General features: G+C 62.6%; 19 protein-coding genes and 1 pseudogene. 16 read left to right on the top strand and 4 right to left on the bottom strand.

Translation table 11 applies throughout. The features are described 5' to 3' along the window. Positions 1-82: 82 nt before the first annotated feature. A complete protein-coding gene (locus E5554_RS16295; RefSeq protein WP_048937924.1) occupies positions 83-1,162 on the bottom strand; it encodes an endonuclease/exonuclease/phosphatase family protein in 1,080 nt (359 codons plus the stop codon). A 172-nt stretch (positions 1,163-1,334) separates the two neighbouring features. Here E5554_RS16295 and E5554_RS16290 point away from each other — a divergent pair, with 172 nt between their 5' ends. Further along, entirely contained in the window at positions 1,335-1,553 is a 219-nt protein-coding gene (locus E5554_RS16290; RefSeq protein WP_037520624.1) for a hypothetical protein, read from the top strand. 44 nt (positions 1,554-1,597) lie between these two features. Here E5554_RS16290 and E5554_RS16285 read toward each other — a convergent pair whose 3' ends face one another. The 3 genes from E5554_RS16285 to E5554_RS16275 form a co-directional block, all read right to left on the bottom strand. Next, positions 1,598-2,389: a hypothetical protein gene (locus tag E5554_RS16285; protein ID WP_037520622.1), complete on the bottom strand. Its 792-nt coding sequence runs from the start codon at positions 2,387-2,389 to the stop codon at positions 1,598-1,600. A gap of 324 nt (positions 2,390-2,713) precedes the next feature. Then, complete coding sequence (locus E5554_RS16280; protein WP_037520620.1) at positions 2,714-3,517, bottom strand: fructosamine kinase family protein; 804 nt, start codon at positions 3,515-3,517, stop codon at positions 2,714-2,716. 196 nt (positions 3,518-3,713) lie between these two features. After that, complete coding sequence (locus tag E5554_RS16275; RefSeq protein WP_159366132.1) at positions 3,714-4,964, bottom strand: TIR domain-containing protein; 1,251 nt, start codon at positions 4,962-4,964, stop codon at positions 3,714-3,716. A 477-nt stretch (positions 4,965-5,441) separates the two neighbouring features. Here E5554_RS16275 and E5554_RS23210 point away from each other — a divergent pair. The 15 genes and pseudogenes from E5554_RS23210 to E5554_RS16200 all read left to right on the top strand — a co-directional run. Next, positions 5,442-5,786: pseudogene (locus tag E5554_RS23210) on the top strand (ParB N-terminal domain-containing protein); the annotation flags it as partial. Between the two features lie 320 nt (positions 5,787-6,106). Next, positions 6,107-7,258, top strand: a complete 1,152-nt coding sequence (locus E5554_RS16265; protein ID WP_063976798.1) for a tyrosine-type recombinase/integrase — start codon at positions 6,107-6,109, stop codon at positions 7,256-7,258. After that, entirely contained in the window at positions 7,251-8,999 is a 1,749-nt protein-coding gene (locus E5554_RS16260) for a hypothetical protein (protein ID WP_063976797.1), read from the top strand. The genes E5554_RS16265 and E5554_RS16260 overlap by 8 nt, the downstream gene beginning before the upstream one ends. Then, on the top strand, positions 8,996-10,837 hold the full coding sequence (locus E5554_RS16255; RefSeq protein WP_063976796.1) for a hypothetical protein: 1,842 nt from the start codon (positions 8,996-8,998) through the stop codon (positions 10,835-10,837). Before E5554_RS16260 ends, E5554_RS16255 begins: the two co-directional genes overlap by 4 nt. A gap of 4 nt (positions 10,838-10,841) precedes the next feature. Beyond that, positions 10,842-11,327 carry a hypothetical protein gene (locus E5554_RS16250; protein WP_063976795.1) on the top strand — a complete coding sequence of 162 codons (486 nt, stop codon included), beginning with the start codon at positions 10,842-10,844 and terminating at the stop codon, positions 11,325-11,327. Positions 11,328-11,379: 52 nt separating this feature from the next. Beyond that, the gene (locus E5554_RS16245) at positions 11,380-12,912 is read left to right on the top strand and encodes a chromosome partitioning protein ParB (RefSeq protein ID WP_136187455.1); all 1,533 of its coding nucleotides are present in this window, start codon (positions 11,380-11,382) and stop codon (positions 12,910-12,912) included. Positions 12,913-12,971: 59 nt separating this feature from the next. Beyond that, positions 12,972-13,190 carry a sigma factor-like helix-turn-helix DNA-binding protein gene (locus tag E5554_RS16240; RefSeq protein ID WP_037520615.1) on the top strand — a complete coding sequence of 73 codons (219 nt, stop codon included), beginning with the start codon at positions 12,972-12,974 and terminating at the stop codon, positions 13,188-13,190. 467 nt (positions 13,191-13,657) lie between these two features. Continuing rightward, positions 13,658-14,602: a zincin-like metallopeptidase domain-containing protein gene (locus E5554_RS16235; RefSeq protein WP_136187454.1), complete on the top strand. Its 945-nt coding sequence runs from the start codon at positions 13,658-13,660 to the stop codon at positions 14,600-14,602. Further along, positions 14,599-15,024 (top strand): DUF2958 domain-containing protein, encoded by a 426-nt coding sequence (locus E5554_RS16230; protein WP_037520612.1) that lies wholly within the window; start codon positions 14,599-14,601, stop codon positions 15,022-15,024. The genes E5554_RS16235 and E5554_RS16230 overlap by 4 nt, the downstream gene beginning before the upstream one ends. 66 nt (positions 15,025-15,090) lie before the next feature. Further along, positions 15,091-15,402, top strand: coding sequence for a hypothetical protein (locus tag E5554_RS16225; protein ID WP_136187453.1), 312 nt, complete (start codon positions 15,091-15,093; stop codon positions 15,400-15,402). A gap of 315 nt (positions 15,403-15,717) precedes the next feature. After that, on the top strand, positions 15,718-15,933 hold the full coding sequence (locus tag E5554_RS16220; protein WP_048937920.1) for a hypothetical protein: 216 nt from the start codon (positions 15,718-15,720) through the stop codon (positions 15,931-15,933). Positions 15,934-16,401: 468 nt separating this feature from the next. Next, positions 16,402-16,704: a hypothetical protein gene (locus E5554_RS16215; protein ID WP_026109438.1), complete on the top strand. Its 303-nt coding sequence runs from the start codon at positions 16,402-16,404 to the stop codon at positions 16,702-16,704. Further along, complete coding sequence (locus E5554_RS16210) at positions 16,701-18,704, top strand: type IV secretion system DNA-binding domain-containing protein (protein ID WP_017502400.1); 2,004 nt, start codon at positions 16,701-16,703, stop codon at positions 18,702-18,704. The genes E5554_RS16215 and E5554_RS16210 overlap by 4 nt, the downstream gene beginning before the upstream one ends. Beyond that, the gene (gene mobF / locus E5554_RS16205; RefSeq protein WP_017502399.1) at positions 18,701-21,634 is read left to right on the top strand and encodes a MobF family relaxase; all 2,934 of its coding nucleotides are present in this window, start codon (positions 18,701-18,703) and stop codon (positions 21,632-21,634) included. The genes E5554_RS16210 and mobF overlap by 4 nt, the downstream gene beginning before the upstream one ends. Further along, on the top strand, positions 21,618-22,157 hold the full coding sequence (locus tag E5554_RS16200) for a lytic transglycosylase domain-containing protein (protein ID WP_230461472.1): 540 nt from the start codon (positions 21,618-21,620) through the stop codon (positions 22,155-22,157). The genes mobF and E5554_RS16200 overlap by 17 nt, the downstream gene beginning before the upstream one ends. Positions 22,158-22,767 lie beyond the last annotated feature (610 nt).

Here is a 22,767-nt window from a genome sequence, read left to right as displayed (position 1 = left end):
GGCCTTCACCGCCTGTTTGCTTGACCGATGCAGGGCAGGTGAACGTGCTGATATGGCCCTAGCCCTGCGTGCGCCTTCAAGGTCAGGATGGCGGCTTTGCCAGATCCTCCAGATAGTCGGACGCAAAGTCGACCTTGAAGGCGGACCAGAGAAGCAGATGGTCGGACATCTGATAGGTCCGCCATTCCTTGTAGGTGGGAAGATTACCTTTCTTGCCGGGCTTTATCTCGGGCGCGTAAAGCGCTTCGTCCTCCATGCGGTAGACGGCCTCGAAGAAATCGAGAACGCCGCCTCTGGGCGTCTCGTCGAAGCGCTTGCCGCGCCAGATGGCTATCTGATCGTAAAATTTGTCCTTCGCGACATTGGAGCCGCCCTTGGCGTCGCTGGCGCGCCTGGTGAGGACGTCGGGAATTTTGAACCCGGCATCCGTGATTGCCGTGAGCGTCGCATCCTTGGGGTCGAAGATGTTGAAGTCACCAAGCAACACCAGCGTGTCCGGTTCGGGCTGGCGGGCCTTCGCTTCGCCCGGCGTTGCCGGGAGGGGCTGGGCGGCCTTCTTCGCCCGTTTGGCCAGGAAATCCGCGAGGTTCCTGATCTCGGCGAGGCGCTTCTCGTCCAGCGCCTTCTGCTTCCCATAATAGATATGGACCGTGCAAAGATCGATCTTGGCCCAGCCAGCCTTGAAACCGCATACGAAGGGCGTCCGGGCGAACTGGAGAACCTCTTTGTCTACCTGCCGAGGTAGCACGATTTCGCCGGCGAGGCCGCCGAAGGTGACCTTGCGGCTGTCGTAGAGGAACGCCATCCGCTCATAATTTCCGGGCCGGCCTTCGGTCACGTCGGTCACGATATATTTCCACCACCCACCAAGCAGTCCCTGCACGCGTTTGAGCGCGCTCAGGTCGTCACGCACTTCCTGGATGGCGATGATGTCGAAGTGGCTCAGGATCTCGGCGATATAATAATAGGCGTCGTCCAGGCGCCCGCCCAGCTTCGCGCTCTCGAACTCGCGGATGTTCCAGCTCGCGATCAGGACATCGCCATCGATCGTCTTGGTCGGAATATTCTGCGCGGCGATCGCGGCCCGAAGACGGGTCAGCCCCTGCGCGATGCGGACGCGCGTTGCCTCATCCTTGCCTCTGAGACCTGCATAATAGGGCATCTGATCCTCCCGCTGACGAGCGCATTCGATTCGGTGTAACCTCTGCGCAGGATTGCCGCGAGTTGTTACGGCTCCGAGTTGGATGCTTTCATGCCGTTGTGCCTTCTACCAGGCGGTAGCGTGCGTCGGGGACCTGCCGCATAATGCGCCGTTCTCGTAGCGGAGCAGACTCATGCCGACACTCGACTTGCGCGATCTCCATCTGATGAAGAAGGCGCTATGTCTGAGCATCCATGTGATCGAGCGGCAACCCGAAGGGCCGTTTCGATCCGGTTCTGATCTGGCCGACATGAAGGATTTTGCCGAACGGCTGATGGAGAATGACGAGGAACTCGCCCACTATCTGCGATCGGCGCTGATCATCTTGAACGGCGGTCCGCCGGCGGTTTAAGCCGGTGTCCGCGACCTGATGCTGCTGCGTCGCGGTCTGTGCGGCTATCCGCGCGACCTGCCGGGAGGTAGCGCGTTACTGGCTTGAAATAGCATCAGCTTCTGATGTTCCTGGAGGGCGATTCGTAGCGGTCGTGCCGACCTGCCATGCCTCAGCGCCAGCTCTGTCCAACTCAGTCTTTCGCCATCGCGCTCATGTAGCAGGAGGGAAAGCATGTGCCAGCGTTGCTGATCTTTGTGAAGTCTGGCGGCCCGCGCGTCGCGCGCTGCCTCCATGTCTTTGGCGGAAGGTTCGAACAAGCCGCCGCGCTCCCGCAGGACATGCCCATAATCATCGGCAGCCAAAGCAAGCTCCATCAGGGAGGCTCGGTGGAAATTGGGGGAGTCGAGGAGTTTCCTGATCGGAACCCGTGCGGCGTCGCTGAGCTTCGGGTAATCGAGAAGATCGGCCTCCGGGTCATGGCCGCAGATGTGGCGCAGGCTGTTGAAGCAGCGCAGGGAGAGTATGCCCCATTGATGCAAGAGATAAAGGGAGGGATCCGCCAGGGGCGGCTTCGACCTTTGCTCGTCTATGGCGGCACGGCGGCGCATCAGCGCCTCGATGAGGGGCGCGATGTCGGGCGTTTCGACATCGGCCAGCAGATTTTCGAGGCGCTCGATCAGAAACTCGGACGGCGGCGGGGTGCTGTTGCCGTTTGCCCGAGGGGTGACAGGCGTACTTGCCATTACGGCCTGGGGTTCCGGACGATCGACTATCTTCACCTCCCTATGCGCTGCACCGGCCTTTGCGCAGCGCCGGAACGAACCGCGATACCATCGCCAGGCTGCGAACAACATATGGTGGACGATCTTCCGGCCTTCACGCCCTGATCCTCCTCAATTTGGCCGTCGGAACAAGGAGTTTTCTCGACGCCGTTGCGGGTCTTGGGCGAACTGATCGTGAGCCTGTTCAGCCCACCGCGTGGGAGAGTGCAGCCTTGGATAGGCGCATCTGCCATCTACGGCCCGGTTCTTTGCCGCCGGATATTTGGACATGCCATCGGTGCAACCACCAGTGTTTGTACCAGTGGTAGAGACTGGTGCGCCGTTGGTTATCGGGTCGGTGCCCGCCGCGTCGCGACAGATGGGATGCCTCTTTGCTTATGCTGAACGGCGGTCGCGCTAATAGCCGAGCATATCCAGGCAGGCGCCCGCCTGCTGGAAATAGGCGCCGCCGAAAAGCCGGACATGAACAAGAAGGGGCCATAGCCGGTAAACCGGCTGCCTCTCCTGCCAGCCCTGGGCAAGGCCACAGGCATCATAGAAAGCATCAGGCGGCTGGTCGAACAGGCTCAGCATCGCAAGATCGACTTCGCGGTCGCCATAATAGCAGGCCGGATCGATAAGCCCTGACACATGATCCTTCTCGATGAGGATATTGCCACCCCACAGATCGCCATGGAGCAGCGTAGATGAGGGGCTGGTGGGGAGGAGGTCGGAAATGTGGTCGGCCAGCCTTTCGACGCGATGCGCCAAATGCGGCTCGATCTGGGAGAGGTGGCATCGCAGCCGATTATTCGCCCAGAAACTGGCCCAGTCGTCGGATCGGGCATTGGCGATTGGGATCGGGCCAAAGCCATAGTCCCGATCCCAACCATAGCTTTGCTTCGTCGGTGCATGAAGATGATCGAGGATCTCGGCGAGATGGCCCCAGGATCTTGTGATCCTGCCGGTTGCAGGGAGATCTTCCAGCAGAAGAAGGCCTTTTTCCACTGCCAATATGTGCGGGGCGGGCGTGCCGGTTTCCCGGATGGCGGCCAGCATGGCCGCTTCCTCTTCAACCAGGGGACCGCGCTTTGCGATAATGGTCTGGCCGCCCTGGAGGACGAGCCTTGTCACGGAACTCAAATCACCGCCCGACAGGCGGGATGCGCTTTCAATCGGCGTGCCGAGCAGGCTTCCGGCGCGCGCGAACATCGATCTCATAGCCCCTGTCTTCCCGCTTAATTCCGGACGATCCGGCCACTTTTTGTCCTGCTCGAAAAATGCTTCGCCTGAAAGGGCGAATGAATTTGCGCGGTAGGAAAATGTCGAGGGGGCGCAGGACGCTTCACGCTCCCTGCTGCCGTCACCTCCAGATGCTGGCTGGGCCAGCTACAACGGCTCCTGACGACAGAGCCTTTCAAGCTGCTGGTGTGATGGCCTGGTCGTTTGCGGCTTCATGCCCGGAGGCCGATGTCAACGCGTCCTCGCCAAAGTGGGGAACCTCAAAGTCGACGAAGTCAGCCCGCAGTGCCTGACGATAGACTGGTTTGAGGAAAGCTGCGATGCGGCGGTACGGAACGGTCGCGACATGCGCGCCGACCACATAGGGGCCGACCTGGTAGCTGCCGAAGGCGATTTCTATGCCAGCGCCAGTGAAGACGAAGTTCGCAAGCGCGTCCCAATCCTTCGTACCCTCACGAATGGCGTCAGGGTCCAGGAGAGGTTGCTCCTCTTCGTCATCCTCGTTCTTCGGCCATTTAATGGCGGAAAGTTCTTCGAGAATGCACGCCTGCATTGCAGCCAGCGCATCCGTTTCATTCTCGAAAATCGACTGGAGCGTTTCGATCTGGAAGAAAGGCTCGAGAAAGAAGGCGAACGTCTGGAAGCCCACATTGCCGTGGGCAGCGCCAGCGCCATACCAGTATAGGCTGTAACGAATGCTCACTGTCTGCCCATGGACCATCGGATCCGCGCAGGATGCGTCCCAGATATTGGTCCGTTGGGACCGGCTCTGGCCGAAGCTGAACCAGCTGTCCTGCGAAAGAAGGCCCGAGCGATAGTCGCATAGGCGCGACTTTACCCACCCCTTGATGATGTCCGTGCAGTCTCCCAGATTTCGGTAGTCGGTAGAGGTGAGATGCGGAATTTGCGCTGTGAACGCATAGCCCGGCGTCCCGATATGCTCCTCTGTGATGACGGATTTGCTCCAGCCGATGCCGGATTCATCGAGGATGAGATCGCTTTGATGCTCCGTGGCGGTCAGCTGATGCTGAATGGATCGAATGAGCTGTTCGCCGAATGCGTCGTCGGTCGCGTCAAGAAACTGGAGGCCCGAAAGCAGGTCGGGTCGCGCCGCATCGGCGTCGAGAAGGACCGGAACGATATAGATGTCGCTCGCCAGCTTTTCTTCGAGTTTGGTCAAAGCAAGCCGGATTTCGCGCTGCACATAGCCGCGCCGGTTGACCGAATTGTTCGAGACGAAGATGACGATCAGGGCTGCGGCATTGAGTGCCTTTCGTATCTCATAGTCCCACTGCTGACCGCCAATCAGATGCTCCTTGTCGATCCAGGCATTATGCCCTTGCCGCTTGAGAAATTCATACCAGGGCGCGACGCGCGGACGGTCGGCGGTCGTATAGCTCAGGAATATCAGCGGCGCGTCGGTCATGTCGAAAGCCATATCCAGGTCGGTCGATCGGAAGGGAGAGGCTAGAAGTCGAAGAGCCTGCGCGCAACAAGGGTCGTAAGAAAGCGATGTCCCGATCCTGGGCAATTCCACATGCTTAGCCAAGGTGTGAGCGCGGGCAGGGCGTCCCCCTTGCGGGGCCGGGCTCTGCTTCGCGTGCCGCTCCGTCGAGCCGGCCTCAGGGCCGTCTCGCCCCTTCGGGCGACGATCCCTGATGCGGCATCGGGCATCGCGCTCGCGCGCGATGGCGTCAGTTTGAAGCGGCCGCGGCCAAAGCGGTGTGGGCGTCGCTACCCTTTAGGCCCGTCGCGGCGGGCTGCAAGCCGGCAAGCCGGCTCCTCCATTGGCATTGCGGTCCTTCGGATGCGGCCCGCCTCAGGTGCCGGGCCTGCCGGTTCGCTCTTGCCGCCCACCCCGCTTTCGCCGGGGCCGGTGGCGTTAGAGAGAAGGAATGAAGACATGGAACTCAAGCATATCGACATCGCCAACCTCGCCGTCTCCGCCACCAATATGCGAGGCGTGAAGAAGGCGCCCGACCTCACCAATATCCTGCCGTCCGTCCGGGCGCGTGGGGTGCTGGTCCCGCTTATCGTCCGGCGAGAATCCTGTCCTGAGCCTGCCGAAGGGGGCTCGCCCGAAACCTATGAGATCATCGCGGGCAAGCGGCGCTATCATGCCGCGCTCATCGTCGCGGAAGAAAATGGCGGGATCAGCGATCCGCTGCCCTGTGCGGTCATGGCCGCAGGGGATGACGCCGCAGCGCTCGAAGCCTCGATCATCGAGAATATCGCTCGGCTCGATCCCTTAGGTCATGTGTCCAGATTGTCCTTCGATAGAAAGAATAAGAGAATGGTGTGCTTGTTCCAGGCCGCCCGCAGCGCTTACCCGAAGAGCTGGCGGAGGGCGGCCTGGAACAAGCACTTGCGCGGCGGTTGTGGTATTGTCCCGCTTGCGATCGGGGGCGACGAGTCCGTCACACGGACGCCCTTGGGTTTATCGGCGCGCCTGAGCGCGCCGCACATTTAAGCATGGGGCAGAAACTGTCCTTTTGAGCGTAATCATGGGCTCTGAACGGCAATAGGCTGTCCTGCTATCGGGCGCGCACGACGCGCCACGGAGGACAGATGGCGCGTATCATCAGAGCGTTGCCGGGCTATGGCGACATCCCGGCGCACTTCCCGGTCATCGTCGATGATGGGATGGCGATTATCGAGCCTGCGTTCGCGTATCTGCACGAACTGGCGACCATCCCGGGCCGCAGCCACGCGGCCGAGACGATCCGCACCTATAGCGAACATCTACACGACTGGCTCGATAGCCTGGAGCAATCCCGGATCGCCTGGGACGCGGTTGGCGAACGCGAGATAGCGGCGTGGCGCAACCGGATGCTGGAACGCCCGAGCCCGCACACGAAGCGGCCCTATGGGCGCTCGACGATCAACGATCGGGTCCGCACAGTCTGCCGCTTTTATGGCTGGGCGCATCAGCGGAGCTGGATCGTGGAGCTGCCGTTCCATTACATCGACGTGCGTGTGTCGCATCGGCGGCAGTCGATGCTCGCGCATCTCGATGCGCGTCCCGGCATCGTCGCGGCCAATGTGCTGACCGTCCCGGAGGCCGAGCGGCTGCCGCGCGCCCTGCGCGCCGATCAGCTTCGCCGGCTGTTCAGTGCGCTGGCGTCGCCTTACGATCTGATGGCAAGCTGGGCGCTGGTGACGGGAATGCGCCGCAAGGAGCTTTGCGCGCTGGAGCTGTTCCAGGTGCCGGAGATCGCCCACCTGGATGCCGATGAGCATCCGCTGGTCGGGATCGGGCTCAGCATCACCAAGGGCGGCTATCCGCGCACGGTCTATCCGCCGATCCGGTTGCTCGACGCCACGCATCGCTACATCGATGAGGTGCGCGGCCCGCTGATCCGGCGGCTGCGCCGCGCTGATCCATCATGGCATGCACCTTCGGCGCTTTTCCTGACGAGCCGGGGCAAGCCGGTCAGTCCAGTCCGGTTCACGGCTGCGATGAGCGCGGCGTTCAAGGCGGCCGGCGTGGTCGGGACCGGCCATTGGCTGCGGCACTGCTATGCGATGACGATGCTGGCGCAGCTCCAGCGGCAGGCGCGCATGACACCGGAAATCAACCCGCTCAAGGTGGTCCAGGTGCTGCTCGGACACAGGTCGATCGCCAGCACTGCCATCTATCTGCGCTGCGTGGAAATGCATGGTGCCGAACTGGAGGAGAGCATCGCCTGGCTTTACGGCGCGCTGATCGACGATGGCTAGGCGGGCACCGATCAACCGGCGCATGGTGACGCGGGAGGCGAGTGATACCATCGTCCTGTTCCGCGACGCCTGGGGCGAGGTGGACAAGCGGTTCGATCTGGGAAGGCTCGGGCTTCCGGGTGATGTGACGGTGCTGCTGGCCGAAGCGTTCCGGGGGCATCACGCTGGATCGAGCCCGGATACGCAGCGCGGCTGCTATCGTGCGCTGCGCCTGTTCGCGACGTTCGCGCGAGAGGAGGATGCGGTGGCTGGCGCGGCCGACCTCACCTCCACACTGGTCGGGCGCTATATGGACTGGCTCAACCGACAGCCAGGCCCGGATGGCAAGGGCTGGACCGCACCTTCGAAAGCCAATGCGCTGGCGGTGCTGCGCTATCTGGTCGACTGGACCAAGCGGCACGCGCCTGATCGTCTGCCGAGCCGGATCGACTTCCCTTACAATCCCTGGCCCAATCGGTCGCCGACGCCGCGACCCAAGCTCAGCGAGGCGGTGCTCAAAAGCATCCTTCAGGCAGCTTATGAGGAGATCGACGAAGCCTGGGACCGGTTCGAGACCGGGCAACGCATCCTCGCCACGCGCGGCGCGGTGCCCGGTGTTGATGCGCGAACGTGCCGGTTCGTGCGCACAATAGCGCGCGTCGGCAATGGCGTGGTGACGGCAGCGAGCAAGGTCCCCTATGGCGTCTCCACGCTGAGCACGCGTGGCGGGCTGCGGCATCTGTCCGGTTATCTCCATCTGACACTGGAGTATCTTCCGGCCTTCTTCCTCGGGCTCGCGGTTCAGACCGCCGGTAATCCCGACCCATTGCGGCGTCTGCGACGCGACTGCCAGAGCTCGCATCCGCTCGACGAGCATCGGGTGATGATCGACTGGGGCAAGCCGCGTGCTGGTGCGAAGGTGAAGCGGGCGCAGCGCCGTTCGTTCGACCGTCGGCGACCCTATGCGGCGCCCAATCTGATCGATCGGCTGATCGCCATGACCGCGACGCTTGCAAGCCAGGCCCGCGTGCAGGAGCGTGACTTGTTGTTCCTGATGAAGAGCGAGAAGCTCGGCACGGTGCGCCTCGTATCGATGAGCACGCTGGGCAAAGGCATCAAGAAGTTTATCGACCGCGCCAATGACCGGATCGCGATCTGGAACCGGGCCGCACCCGAACGATGGCGCGAACCGCTTCCCGACTTTGCGGCGGCGTTCCTGCGCGGCAGCGCGGCGACCCAGGTCTATACCGCGAGCCAAGGCGATCTGATCGCGGCGCAGGCGCTACTCAACCATGCGCGCATCGACACGACCGAACGCTATGTGCGTGGGCCGGAGGCGGCGCGCATCCAGGCTGAGACGATCGCCCGCGCGCAGGCGCTGATGATCGGATGGGTGATGGGGGAAAATACCGTCTCTCAAGCGCCGCCGGCGGCAATGCCCGCGAGCGTGCCGTTCGGGCATGACTGCCTCAATCTGCTCGGTGGCGACAGGCAGGGCAGGCCCTGTTCTCGGCTCGGGGCGTGTCTGCGCTGTCCGGGCCTGGTGATCCCGCTGGATGCCGAGCATCTGGCGCGCATCCTCCAGGCGATCGCAGTACTGGAGGAAGCACGGACACGGATCGATCCGACGCGCTGGGCACTGATCTACGCCGAGAGCCATCGCATCCTCACGGGCGATATCCTCCCCGACTTCCCCGGCGAGTTGCACGATGCCGCGCGGGCGATCATGGCGGGGCTGCCTGCCTTGCCGGTGCTGGAATGACCCTGTTGCTCGCCCAGGCGGCGGCGTTCGCGCCCGACATCGCGATATCGTCGCGCTCGCGCTTCAGCGACGACATATGGCACCTGGACGGCATCCGGCCCGGTTGTAGTCGGGGCGACTACTCGCTCGACTGGGGTTTTACGGTCGCAACAGGGCGGTTCACCGATCCTGAGCTACTGCTCTGGCTGGCGGCGGCAAAGACCCTGTTGTGGAGCGCGAAGGTCGATCCCCCGCCGGGGCGAAGGCACGTTCATGATGGCACGCTCATGAGACTGTTCAAGGGGCTTCGCCTCCTCATCCGCTGGATGGCAGATCAGGGCTATCGCCGGTTCGCCGACCTTGATCGCGGCGCAAGCGAGCGGTTCATGGCGGCGATGGCCGAGCGCCGAAACCCGAAGGGCGAACTGCTCAAGACGGGCACACTCCATCATTATCGCAGCCTGCTCATCCTGATCTATCTCCAAGGCGCGCGCTACTCGACGGTCGCCATCGGTGATCCGTTCCCGGGCACGACAGGCATGTTCAAAAGGAGTGATCGAGGTTGGCTGCCTTATACCCCCGACGCGATCGCGGTGCCGTTACTGTCGTCGGCGCTGCGGCTGATCGGACCGGCGGCCGATGATATCCTCGCCCTGCAAGGCGAGGCGCAGGCGGCCTATGATGCGGCGCTCGCATCCGGGCTCTCTCCCACCAAGGCCGGCTTCCGCGTCATCGACGCGATCGCGCCGTTCCGGTTCCAGGTGCTGCCTGGCGAGGAGGCCCCCTGGCATCGGGCGCCGGTGACGAGCACCAAGACCGTGCGCTACCTTGCCGACCGGCTCTACGATGCCTGCTTCGTGACGATCGCCTGGCTGGTCGGCGCCCGTCTCTCGGAGATCCTTGGGCTGGAAGCCGGATGCATCGAACGTCACCCTTCCGCTACGGGTGACGAGCGGTTCGCCTATCTTACGGGCCGCATCTTCAAGACCTCACGCGGCTATCATGGTGACGTCCACCGCTGGATCGCGCCCGAGCCGGTCGTGCGTGCGGTCGCAGTGATGGAGAAGCTGACCGATGGGCTGCGGCGCCGGTCGCGACGCGAGGAGTTGTTCCTGATCACATCGAGCACCGGCCTCATCGGTCCTGCCGTCGAGATCGACCTGCCGGCCACTTATACGATCATCCGTCGTCTCAATCTGCTGTTCGCACCGTTCATCGGCCTGCCGCTCCACGAGGGCAAGCCCTGGCACCTCAACACCCATCAGGGCCGCAAGACGTTCGCGCGGTTCGTCGGCAAGCGCGACCGCACCGGGCTCGCCGCGCTCCAGGCACATCTTGGCCATGTGACGCGCGCGATGACCGACAGCGGCTACGTCGGCACCGACTTCCAGCTCGACGAGTTGATCGACCGTCATGCCCAAGAGGAAACGCGAGCGGCGCTGGAGGAGATGCTGACCGCAACCGCGCTCGGCGGCAAGGCCGGGCGCGTCATTGCGGCACGATCCCGGTTCCGCGGCTGCACCCGGAATGGCGACGTGCAGGCATATGTGGACTTCCTCATGGCGGAAACCGACCTGCGGCTCGGCGTGTGCGACTGGGGTTACTGCGTCTATCGCCCCGAAACCTCGGCGTGCTTCGGCGGCGAGGCCGGCCCCAATCCGGTGCTCAGGACCGAGACCACTTGCTCGACCTGCGCCAACTTCGCGGTCACGCCCCGACATCGGTCCGTGTGGGAAATGCGCCGTGCCCGCAATCTGAAACTGCTCGAACAGCCGGTGCTCGATGCCGGCAGTCGTGCGCTTGCTGAGGCCAGGGTCGCCGAATGCGACCGTATCCTCACCCAGCTCGATGAGGGATGATCCAATGCCCAGGAAACCCGATCGTCATGAACAGCGTCGCCAGCAGACCCAGGTCCGGCTCAACGCTGCGTTCGAACGGCTGCGCAAAGGATGCCCGGTCCACCCGCTGCATCAGCGCGGCTATACGCTCACCGTCGCGACCCTCGCGCGCGAATCCGGGGTCGCGCGCAACACGATCTACACCAACCATCGTGATATCATCGACGACCTTCACGCCATCCTCGGCGATCCCATCAAGCCGGTGACGACCTGGCAGGACAAGCTCGACGAACTGCACGGCCTCATCCGCACCATGAAGCAAGAGCAGCGTCGCCTGGTTAGCGAGAACGCGCTGCTGTTGCAGCGCGCCCTCACAGCCGAAGCGGAAGCGCACCGCCACCAACGTCACAACGCTCGGCTGATCGCCGAGCGTGACACGGCGCTCCGCGCCGTGCCAGCGACCACCAAAGCTCGAAGGACAGTGTCACCCGACAACAAGACCAGAAACTGACGGATATCTGCCAAAAAATGCTTCGAAGGACAGTTGACACATGACCTAAGCGATGGACGAGGTGACGCGGTGGGAGAATTTCACCCGGCTGGTCAAGGAAGGGCGGACGCCGGAGGATATCTCCAACACCTTTGGCCTCACCGCCTTGCAGGTGAAGCGGACGCTTGCGCTCGGCAATCTGATGCCCCGCATTCGTACCCTCTACAAGGGCGGCCATATCGACGTCACCACAGTGCGCCATCTGACCCTTGCGTCAAAGGCGCAGCAGCGCGACTGGCTCAAGCTGCTCGATGATGAAGACGCCTATGCGCCGGTCGGCCACAGGCTCAAGGAATGGCTCTTTGGCGGGGCGTCCATCCCCACCAGCGTCGCCCTGTTCCCGCTCGATGCCTATACCGGCGGGATCGTCTCTGACCTGTTCGGCGAGGACAGCTATTTCGCCAGTTCCGAACAATTCTGGCAGGCCCAGCGCGCAACCGTGGAGATGAAGGCGGACGCCTATCGCGACGAGGGCTGGCAGGATGTGGTGATCCTCGAACCGGGCGAATATTTCCACACATGGGAGCATGAGCGTTTGCCCAAGAAGAAGGGCGGGCGCGTCTATATCGCCATCGACAGCCGGGGCGGCGTCACCTTCCATGAGGGCTATGTCACCACGAAGGAGGCCCGCAAGGTCGAAAAGGGGGGAGCCATCGAGCGCAAGGCTCGGCCCGAACTTTCCGCCCCGCTCGCCAACTATGTGACCCTCCATCGCTATGCCGCTGTGTCGGCGCGACTCGCCGAAGCGCCTGCCATCGCGCTGCGATTGATGGTGGCCCACGCCATCGCCGGATCAGACTTGTGGGACGTCGAAATCCAGACGCGGCGGGGCAAGTCGGACGCAATCAGCGAGAGTATCGAGAATTCGCTGGGGGAGGCCTCCATCGACATTTATCGGCGCGAGGCTCTGTCCCTGCTCGACCTCGGAGAAGATGATGCCTCGGTATCCGGCGGCAAATATAGCAGCTTCTCGCGTGATCTGGGTCGTCTCTTCCTCAAGCTGCTGACGCTCGACGACAAGGGGGTGATGACGATCTTATCCGTCGTCATGGCCGAGACGTTGCAGGCGGGGACGCCGATGATCGAACTGCTCGGCCAGTATCTCGAGGTCGACATGACGCTCTGCTGGGAACCCGACATGGCGCTGGTCGATCTGCTCGGCGACAAGGAGGTGGTGAACGCCATCCTTGCCGAAGTCGCGGGTGAAGATGTGGCGCAGGCCAACGCCAAGGCTACGGGCAAGGTCCAGCGCTCGATCATTGAGGATTGCATCGAAGGCAAGCGCGGGCGTGAAAAGCGGGTCGGCTGGGCACCGCGCTGGATGACCTTCCCGCCGAGTTCTTACACCGGGCGCGGGGGCGTCGCAACGGTCGAGCAGTGGGACGCAGCGCAGGCGTTGCTGGAGCCGGAGCCGGAAGCCGAGCGGGAAGAAGATGCACCACAGACCGATGCATCGTTGCTTGAGCCGGTCGGGCAGGACGATCCTGACCCCGCTGCCGATGAGAGCGAGGGCGAGGAAGAGGAACCCGGTCAGCTTGCTGCCTGACCGAAGCGGAGCGGGGGACGCGATGTCTCCCGCTCTTTCTCACGAAGAAGGACATCGCCATGCCCGGACGCAGACCCGAAGGCGCGCTGGCCGAGCGCTTCCAGATCGGCCTTGCCACGCTTGCTCCGATCCCCCGGATCGTCTTCTATCTCCATAGCCGAGACGACTTCACCTTCCCCGAAATCGCCTATCGTCTCGGTTGCTCCGTCCTCAACGTAGAGGACCATTTCGCCGCCGCGCTGGCCCATCTGGACAAGGCGGTGAACCGGGAGGGGTAGGTGCAGGGCTGGAAAATTCGGCCGGGCGGCTCTGCCGCCCGGCCTTGGCGTTGCAAGACGGTATAAGCCGGGGGGTATGGCTACCGTTCCCTTCGTGACACCAGCCATGATGCTGGGTCAGAGACATGGCGGGGGCAAGCGGGGCTCGTCGATCCGAGAGCAGGCTGCGGCGGGACGTCATCCTGTCCCGCTCCTTGCGCGGGAAGACTGGTTGACACCGTCTGCTGCGGTCATCGTGCCTGCGGCCCGATGGCGGCGGCGATGCCGACCTTCGGTACGTCGGGGGTGGGCGTCGCTGCCCTTTAGTCCCCCCGCGGCGAGCCGCAAGACGGGGCTGCGCCCCATCTCCTCCACTATCGTTGCGGCCCTTCGGGTGCAGCCCGCCTCATGCGGTGGGACTGCCGGTTCGCTCCTGTCGCCCACCCCCGCCGCTCCGGCGGCCGGTGCGATGCGAAGGGAGAAAGGAAATGGGTTATCAGCACAAAGGTCAGCGCACCGGCACTACCCTCTATAGTGAGGTGACCGACCGGATTATCGCGCAGCTGGAGGAAGGCGTTTTGCCTTGGGTGAAGCCATGGGATGATGGCCGCGCACCCTTGGGGTTGCCGCGCAATGGGCAGACGGGGCGCTGCTATTCGGGGATCAACGTCCTCATTCTTTGGCATACCCTGTTTCACCGGCGCTTCCATTCGCAGCGCTGGGTCACCTTCCGGCAAGCCCTTGCCATGGGCGGCAATGTCCGCAGGGGCGAGCAGGGGACGACCGTCTGCTATGCCGACAAATTCACGCCCAAGCGGGACGATGGCGCGCAGGCAAATAGCGGGGAAGAGCCGCGTCAGATTGCGTTCCTCAAGCGCTTCACGGTCTTCAATCTCGACCAGTGCGAGGGGCTGGACGACGATAGCGCAATCGGTCCCGTCACCCATAATGAGGCGGTGCTGATCCCCCGCGCCGAAGCGCTGATCGAGGCGACCGGGGCAGACATCAGGATCGGCGGCGAAGAGGCCTATTATGCCCCGGCATTCGATCATATCGTCGTACCGCCGCCGCACATCTATTATGAGCCGATCAATTGGTATCGGACGGCCCTTCATGAGCTAGGGCATTGGAGTGGCCACCCCTCGCGGCTCGATCGTCTCCCCAAGGCGCGCTTTGGAAGCCCGGAATATGCCCGCGAGGAACTGGTCGCCGAGATGGCGAGTGCCTTCCTTTGCGCGCAGCTTGGCATCGTCCCGACCGTGCGTCATGCCGACTATATCGGCTCCTGGCTCTCCGTTCTTCGGGAAGACAGCAAGGCGATTTTCCGCGCCGCCAGTCAGGCCAGCAAGGCCGCCGACTATCTGCTGAATTTCCTTCCTCCCGCGCAGGCCGGGGAAGAACAATTGGCAAGCAAAGGGAGGCTGGCAGCATGATCCTCCTCGAACCCCAGCACATCGCCGCGCTGACCGCGAATTGCGCAGCCAGCCGGGCCGCACAGGAACGAGGCGAGCGCGATCCCGACCATGTCCCGGTCGTCAAACTCTTCAATCCAATGGGCGCGGCGACGTGGCTTGTGACCGAACTTCTGGAGGATGGCGACACCCTGTTCGGGTTGGCCGATCTTGGCTTTGGCTGCCCGGAAATGGGATATTTCAGTCTGAATGAGATCAGCCAAATCCGGTTGCCGTTTGGGCTGCGGATCGAGCGCGATATCGGCTTTGACGCATTGGTGCCGCTGTCCGAATGGGCCGAGGCGTCGCGTGGCGCAGGATCAATCATTCATGCCCAAGCGCTGCTCCGGCACCTCACTCGCCGACAGTCCGACCAGCCGGACGCGGAAAGGCCAAACTCCTGAACTGCATCACGCGACCGGGATCGCTCCCCGATCCCGGTCATGCATTTTTTCGCAATGGAGACGATCATGACCGTTTCAGCCGACGACGTCGCAACCGGAGACGGCGATCCGCTTTCGATCTTTCGGGAACAGCTGGAGCGCGCCGCTGCTCGTGCAAATCGGGGGGGCGGCCTCATATATGAACTCTATGTCGAACGCCTTTCAGCAGAAGTGAGCGACCTCCTCGCAACCATTTCATCCGACCTTATGGACGCCGCGACCAAGCTTGCGCATGAATATGGTTATGGCGATCACGAGGAAGAATGCGATCTGGAGCCGGGTGCCTGTTCGCTGACTGGCCTCGACATGAACTGCTGCCCCTGCGGACGGCACCCCTGATGGCTTAGGGGAACTGCCCGGCTCGCTCGCGTATCGCACGAACCCGCCGGTCCGTGCGGCGCTACGCATCGCCGGTCAGGGAAAGAAACTCTCTCACAATAGTCCGATTGTGCCAGGCCGCGTGCGCCCGCCTCAAGGATCGGTGGTCCCCCCAATTTTCACAGGGTCTCCACTGCGCTTTGCTCCGTTCCGACCCTGAGAAAATCGGTTCCCCCACCGCCCGCTGCGCGGTCGCCGGCTGCGCCGGCGCTCCTTGACCCGGGCTTGTCGGCCCGACGCGGAGCCTCCCGTCTTTTCGATCTGAAGGAGGCTCTCATGCAGATGAACGTCGCTTACAACCCCAGCGCATTCCGTGCTGCACTTCAATCCGCTCAGCGCCGCGCGGTGTGCAGCTATTTCGACCAGCATGTGCTGGAGGATGGCGAGAACGGCTTTATCGTGGTCGACGAGGGGGACTATGGCGCGCTGCCTCAGTGCCTTATCGAACGGATCGTCCACACGGTAACGGGCGGTCTCATCGACGAAATGTGAAACGGGGGAGGGGCCATGGGGCCCTCCTATTTTTGTTGATTGGGCCTCGCCCATCGGGGCATCGAACCCCGGTGGCCGAGTTGGCGAGAAGGGGCGCCGCGAACCGTCCCCGTGGGCCCGCGCCTTCCGGCACGAGGCTGGCGCAGCGGGCAAGCGCGCTGCGGAAGGGCGGACGCACGCACAGGGCGTTTTGTAATGCACCGTACGCACGGGTGCTGCGGGCGCGAATCGCGAGGTTTTCCGCGGGTTTCGGCAAGGTGCCAGCCGGTGCCGATGTCGCTTTCTTCATCGGTAGCTGGTACCAAATGGTCACCATATGAAGGCAATTCAGGGCTAAGTGCCTGATAAGCTTTGGCACCATGTCGGTGCCGCACTTCCTCATCGTAAGGCGTTGAGATCCCCTGTAAATAGGCGTATAACGACCGGGCTTCACCCCATCTGGACAGGCATCGAACAGGAGTTCGGCGTTTGCCCAGGATCAATATCAGATTGAAGGATGCTCTTTACGAGCGCCTTGTCGCTGGCGCCCGATCGGCGCGGCTCAGCCTCCCCGAATATGTCCGCGACATCCTCGATCGCTTCGAAGGCATCGATGCCGGCGGCTATCATGGTCGCTTCGATGAGGTGCAGGCGACGCTCATTCAGGTCTTCGCTATATTGGCCGCCTCGGTCGGAACGCGGCGCCCCGACATTCTCCAGAAGGGCATGGACGATGCCCGCGCCCTGCTCCTCGAAAGGGGGCTGCTCGCGCCCGAGGATGGTGCACTATGAGCATCTTCCGCAACGACACGCTGGGCTCCTGGACCCGGGGTGGTCAGGCCATTGTCCACAATGTCAGGATGACCACCCAGGTCTTTTTCCAGACCTCGCTTGCGGGTCTCGCGATCTGGGTTGGCGGCATCATCTGGTATGTCCTCGAAAAATCCAGCGACTATCAGCGCTTCGTCGCGATGAAGATCGCCGAAGCTACGCTGAAAAGCGACGTGCCGGGTGGGGCGCCGATCCTGTTCAGGACCCCGGCTGGGCGCCAATATTGGACGAACTCGGACGCGCTGCTGGCCTCCCCCATCGCGAAGAAGACCATGCAGGCGATGGAGCAGCATCTGATCTATGGCGCGGGGCTGTCAGGTGCCTTTGCCGCGCTTATGCTTCTGTGGGCCTGGTTCTATTTCACGCGAACGGGGAAAGGGCTTGGGTCCAATCAGTTCATTCGCGGCGCCCGGTTCGGGACGGCACGGCAATTGCGCCGGCTGTTGTGGCGGTCGAAGCGGGGAAGCTTCGCTATCGGCGGTGTGCCGGTTCCTGAAGAGTTTGAGCCTGAGCATATATTAATCTGCGGTGCGCCGGGGACGGGCAAGACCAACATCATCGTCAAGATGCTGGCGGGAATGCGTGGGAAGGGCCGCCGGGCGATCGTGTTCGATACGGCCGGCACCTTCGTCGAAAAATTCTACCGGCCCGGGCATGACATATTGCTCAACCCGCTCGACGCTCGAGCCGACAGCTGGTCCCCTTGGGTCGATGTGCCGCGCGACTATCATTATGATCAGATCGCGGAGTCCACGATACCAGATAAGGGCGGCGATCCCTTTTGGGCGAAGGCGGCGAGGGGAACGCTGGTCGCCGTCTTCCGCAAGCTTGCGAAGAACAAGCAGATGCTCGTTTCGGTCTTGCTCGACACGCTACTGCGGAGCCCTCTGAAGACGCTGGCGGCCTTTGCGGAAGGGACGGACGCCGCCGCCTTTATTTCGCTGGAGGGAGACCGTACGTCCGCGGGCATTCGCGCCGAACTGGCCTCTGTCATGCGCAGCTTCTCCTATCTTGACGACACACTGGACGGCTTCTCGGTGCGCGACTGGGTGGCGAATGAAGAGGATGACAGCTGGCTTTTCATCACGGTGAAAGCCGACCAGCTTCCTTCTCTGCGGCCGCTCGTCACCGTCTGGCTCGACATCGCGATCAGCGCGATCATGAGCCTTCCGCCCGACCAGAAGCGCCGCCTCTATTGCGTCATCGATGAGCTGCCTACGCTTCAGCGCCTGCCCTCGCTGAGCGACTTCCTGGCGCGCGCCCGCAAATATGGCGGATGCGGCATATTGGGGTTCCAGTCTTATCCGCAGCTGGAGGCAACCTATGGCATCCAGGATGCGGCCGCGATCACCGGATACTGTTCCACCTGGGTGGCGCTACGAGCGAACGATACCCCCACGGCCAAGCATGTGTCCGAGAATTTGGGGCAGGTCGAACAGGTCGAGGCCAATGAGGGCATGTCCTATGGGGTCAACGACATGCGGGACGGCGTCAATCTCTCCCGTATGCAAGTCACCCGCCCGCTGGTCATGCATACCGAGGTCACGAACCTCCCCAACCTGTCGGGATTTCTCCGGTTCGGAAGAAATCTGCCCGTCGTCCATTTCCGGGATCGGTACAATGGGCTGCCAACGATTGAGCCGGCGTTCGTCGAGCGAACGGAACCTGCGAGGAGGTTCGAGGAGGGCAACGCTCTACCCCACCCCGAAAAGGTGTCGCAGAAAAAGCGCCGTCGCGCCGGGAAGGAAGCGCCGCCCGCGCCGCAGCTGCCCTTGGACGGCAGCTCACCCGAAGAAGCAACTGCGGGTGAACCGCCTGCGCATAAGGGCAACCAAATTCCGAAGCAGGATGGGGACAGCTCGAACGCCGAACCGCCCAAGCTCCTTGGGCCAAGGAGTGGTTTCAACCTCCACAAGCATAGCCGTTCCAACGGTGAGCGTGACGATGCGAGGCCGGCATGATGCATCCGCGCCGCCTCAAGGGCTCCCCGGGCAACATCGCCCGCTATTACACCGTCGGGGACTATTACACGAAGGGAGATGCGGAGACATCTTCCTGGGGCGGAGCGCTCGCTGGCGAGCTTGGTTTGCACGGAGAGGTGGATTCCGCGCAGCTTAATGCGCTGCTCAGCGGCGCTGTCGAGGACCAGCAGTTAGGGCGTCGGCGTGCAGACGGGATCGACCACCATCCCGGATGGGATTTTGCGATCAGCGCCCCCAAATCCGTATCGATCATGGCGCTTGCCCTTCGCGATGAGAGGATGGTCGCGGCGCATGAGAAGGCTGTCGACGCAGCGCTTTCCTATCTTGAAGAACATGCCCAGCTGCGCCGCCGGGAAGAAGGGAAAATCGTTCATGAGACGACGGGGCGGCTCCTGTGGGCACGCTTTACTGAGCATGCCAGCCGCGAACTCGACCCCCATCTGCATACCCATATCGTGATCCTCAACATGACGAACCGCGATCCGGGCAATCCGATGGCCAGTCTCGAAACGCGGGCCATGTATGCCGAGCAGATGGCCAGCGGCCAAATCTACCGTAACGCCCTTGCCCACCATTTGCGGGAATATGGATTTGAGATCGACTTCGATCCGCGCCAAGGATTGTTCGAAATCAGGGGCGTCCCAAAGGCATTGATCAAAGAGATGTCGCAGCGTGCCGAGCAGATCAACGCTCATGCCGCTGAGCATGGCCTTTCCGGGCAGGCGGCGCGTAGGCAGAGCTTCTATCAGACGCGTGGCGCAAAGGTGAAAGTCGGGCTGAACGAGCTGCATGATCGCTGGGATGCGCGGCTCATCCCTTATGAGCCCAAACTTGCAGCTGTCCTCGCCCAGGCCATGGAGGCTGGTGAGCGCCCCGTCCCGGTTGAGCCCGCCGACGCAGCGCGGGCGGCCCTGTTTGGGATCAGGCAATCGGAAGGGCGCGAGGCGGTCAATCCACTTGGTCGCGTCATTGCCGTAGGCCTTGCCTCCCATGTGGGAGAGGTTCGGTTCGAAGACCTGAGACCGCTCCTGATTGACCATGAGAGCCGCCGCAAACTGCTCGCTACTCGGGGGCAGACCGGCGACGCAATCCTCACGCGTGGGCGAACCAGCCGCAGGACGGTAAGGCTGGAACAGGCGCTGACCCAGCATCTCGCGCTCTCGCTGGGAGACGGCAGACAGGTAGCCAGCGCAGACCGGCTGCTGCCCGTTCTGGAAAGCGCTGGTCTATCCCCGGCGCAGGAGCAGGCTCTCGTGCACATGGCATTGTCAGGAGACCGGATAACGGCCGTGCATGGCGTGGCCGGGGCCGGGAAATCCATGCTGGTTCGCTCACTCAAGAACGCCGCGCATCCGGGGATGGTACTGACGGCGCTTGCGCCGACATCATCTGCCGCCGCTGAACTGGGTGATCGCGCGGGGATTGCATCTCGCACCGTCGCCAGCCTGTTGGCGAGTGGCGGGCATGGCCTGAGCAGCAACGATGTCCTGGTCCTCGATGAGGCGGGCCAGCTCGGAAACCGCCAGGCGCTGCGGGTGCTGGAGATCAGCCGTGCGACCGGTGCGAGACTTATCCTGCTTGGTGACAACCGGCAGACCGGCGCGATCGAACAGGGAAAGGCATTCTGGCTGATGCAGAAGCTTGGGCTCGCGACCGCCGAGCTGGTTGAATCACGGCGGCAGGAAACCAGGGCGATGAAGCTTGCTGTCACCCAGGCTCGCGCCGGTGATTATGCCGGTTCGCTGGACCATCTCGATAAGGTGGTCAGCGGCGGAGACGCGGAGGAACTGGCCAAGGGGCTGGTGAGGGAATGGACGCGCCTCAAGCCTGAAAGCCGAGCAACCACGAATATCCTCGTTCTGGAGAATGCGACGCGCCTCATCGTCAACAGTCAGATCCGCGAGACATTGCAGCGGGAAGGCGTCGTTGCGGCCGAGGACACCCGGCTCGCGGTCCTAACCCCCGCCGGGCTCAGCGACCAAGAGAAGCAGATGGCCCGCTTCTATTCCGGCGGCCAGGTTCTGAAATTCAACCGCGATCAGGTCGGCGCTGGCCTGGCGCGCGATGGCGAGTATCGGGTGGTTTCCGTGGTGCGCGATGCGAAGGGCCGGCAGCTTGTGCGACTGGCGGATGAGCAGGGGCGCATCCACAATTGGAATCCGCGAACCAGCAAGGCGGCGCACGTGAATATATTCCTCTCCGAGCATCGCAACCTCGCCGCTGGTGATCGCATCCAGTGGCGGCTCGCGACCAAGGAGCTTGGTCTCAAAAACGCCGAACGCGGAACGGTGGAGCGGCTCGATGGCATGGTGGCGACGGTTCGCTGGGACCGCGGGGATCGGGTCCAGCAGATTGACCTTGGACGCCACTCCACTTGGGACCATGGCTATGCCGAGACCGTCTATTCCGCTCAGTCAAAGACCTATGACCGCGTCTATGTGCTGGCCCCTGTGGCGTCCCCGCTTGTCAATGGACAAAACTTCTACACCGCCATCACGCGAGCCCGTTACGGCGTCAAACTCTGGACAGAAGACCCTAAGAAGCTCATCGCGAAACTCGAAGAGAGGTCGGGCGAGAAGACATCGGCGCTCGAAGGTTTGGGCCGTCTGGAGCGCGATCACAACAGGCGCTTTGCCGCACGGAACGAGGCGCGGTTGAAGGGAATGAAGCTCGAACAGGTTGAGGAGCGGCGGAAGGCAGAGGGAAGGGCGCTCGCGCGCAAACTTGATCAGCGAGAGCCGGACCGCGGAATTGTCGGACGTCTTGCAGGCGATGCCCGCTCACTGTTCGAGACGCTCGACCGTCATTTGCAGACGCTGGCCGAGAATCGGCAAGCCCATGCGCCCAAGGCGGAGGACCTTGCCACAGAGCGGAACATTGGGGAGCGATCGCATGATCACGATCGGTAAGCGGACAGCCGCCCTGATGATACTGATCATCTGGCAATCGGATTGTCTTGCAGCACCGTCGGGTCATAATGCAGCCGATGAACGGAGGGTCGCCCATTGCATCAGGCAAGCAGCGGGCGGACAGAAATGGCTCGAAGTGACCCTGTGGGGGCTGCGCGATCAGGAAGGCGGTTGGATCGGCGCAGCGGTTCCGAACCGCAATGGGAGCCACGACCTCGGACCTCTCCAGATCAATAGCTGGTGGGTGCCAAAAATCGCAGCAACGCTTGATCGTTCACCGGAGGAAGTTCGCCATTGGCTGCGTTACGATCCATGCTTCAATGCCCACGCAGCCCGTTGGATTTTCGTCGCTGCTCTGGCATCGACGGGCAGCTATTGGAAGGCGGTGGGCGTCTATCACAGTCCGAGGTCTGATCGGCAGAGGCGATATGCCCGCAGCGTAGCGGAACATTTGAAGCGCCGGTTTGGTGTAACGATTTTCTCATCTTTCGGCGCGGGGGGCATTGGAGGAAGAGTTCGTTGAGCGAACAAAATGATCGGCGCCCCCGGTCATCTGAGCCTGCCGCAACGGTATTCAGGAAAAGCGAATGTGACGCTGTGCAGTGCACATTTTCGATTCGGAGTTCATTCAACCAGCCCTTTTCCGGGCACCTTGCCGGCGTGCCGCGCTGGCGACACCGTGAGGCGTCAGGGTCAGGACCTGCGGCTCTTTCAGTAGGTTTATGTTCCTCGTAAACGGTGAGGCCTCGCCGCGCGCGCATTTCGCCGCCCCATACCTGTCAGCTTTGGACTTCCAATTCCGCATAGTTCCGATAGATTGAGAAGGCTTCATCCCATTTGGCAGACTCCAACAAGGAGACCTTCTGCCGTGCGTAAGAGCCTGCCAAGAATTAACGCGCCACTTCCTGTCGAGAAGTCAAAGCCACCTACACTCATTGATCCCATCAGCGTAAGGATCGCGGTAGCGGTGACAATGACGGGGTTAAGCCGGTCCCGCCTCTATGAGCTGATCAAATCCGGTGAGTTGGAGATCGTGAAAGATCGAAGTTCGACTTTGATCATGGTTGCAAGTTTGCGTGAGGCGATCGAGCGACGGCGATCACGCTAAAGCCCAGACAAGAATGCGGAGTGGG

This window comes from Sphingobium sp. PAMC28499, from assembly GCF_004795815.1.
GTDB classification, from domain to species: Bacteria; Pseudomonadota; Alphaproteobacteria; order Sphingomonadales; family Sphingomonadaceae; genus Sphingobium; species Sphingobium yanoikuyae.
This window is presented reverse-complemented; position numbering and strand designations above follow the sequence as displayed.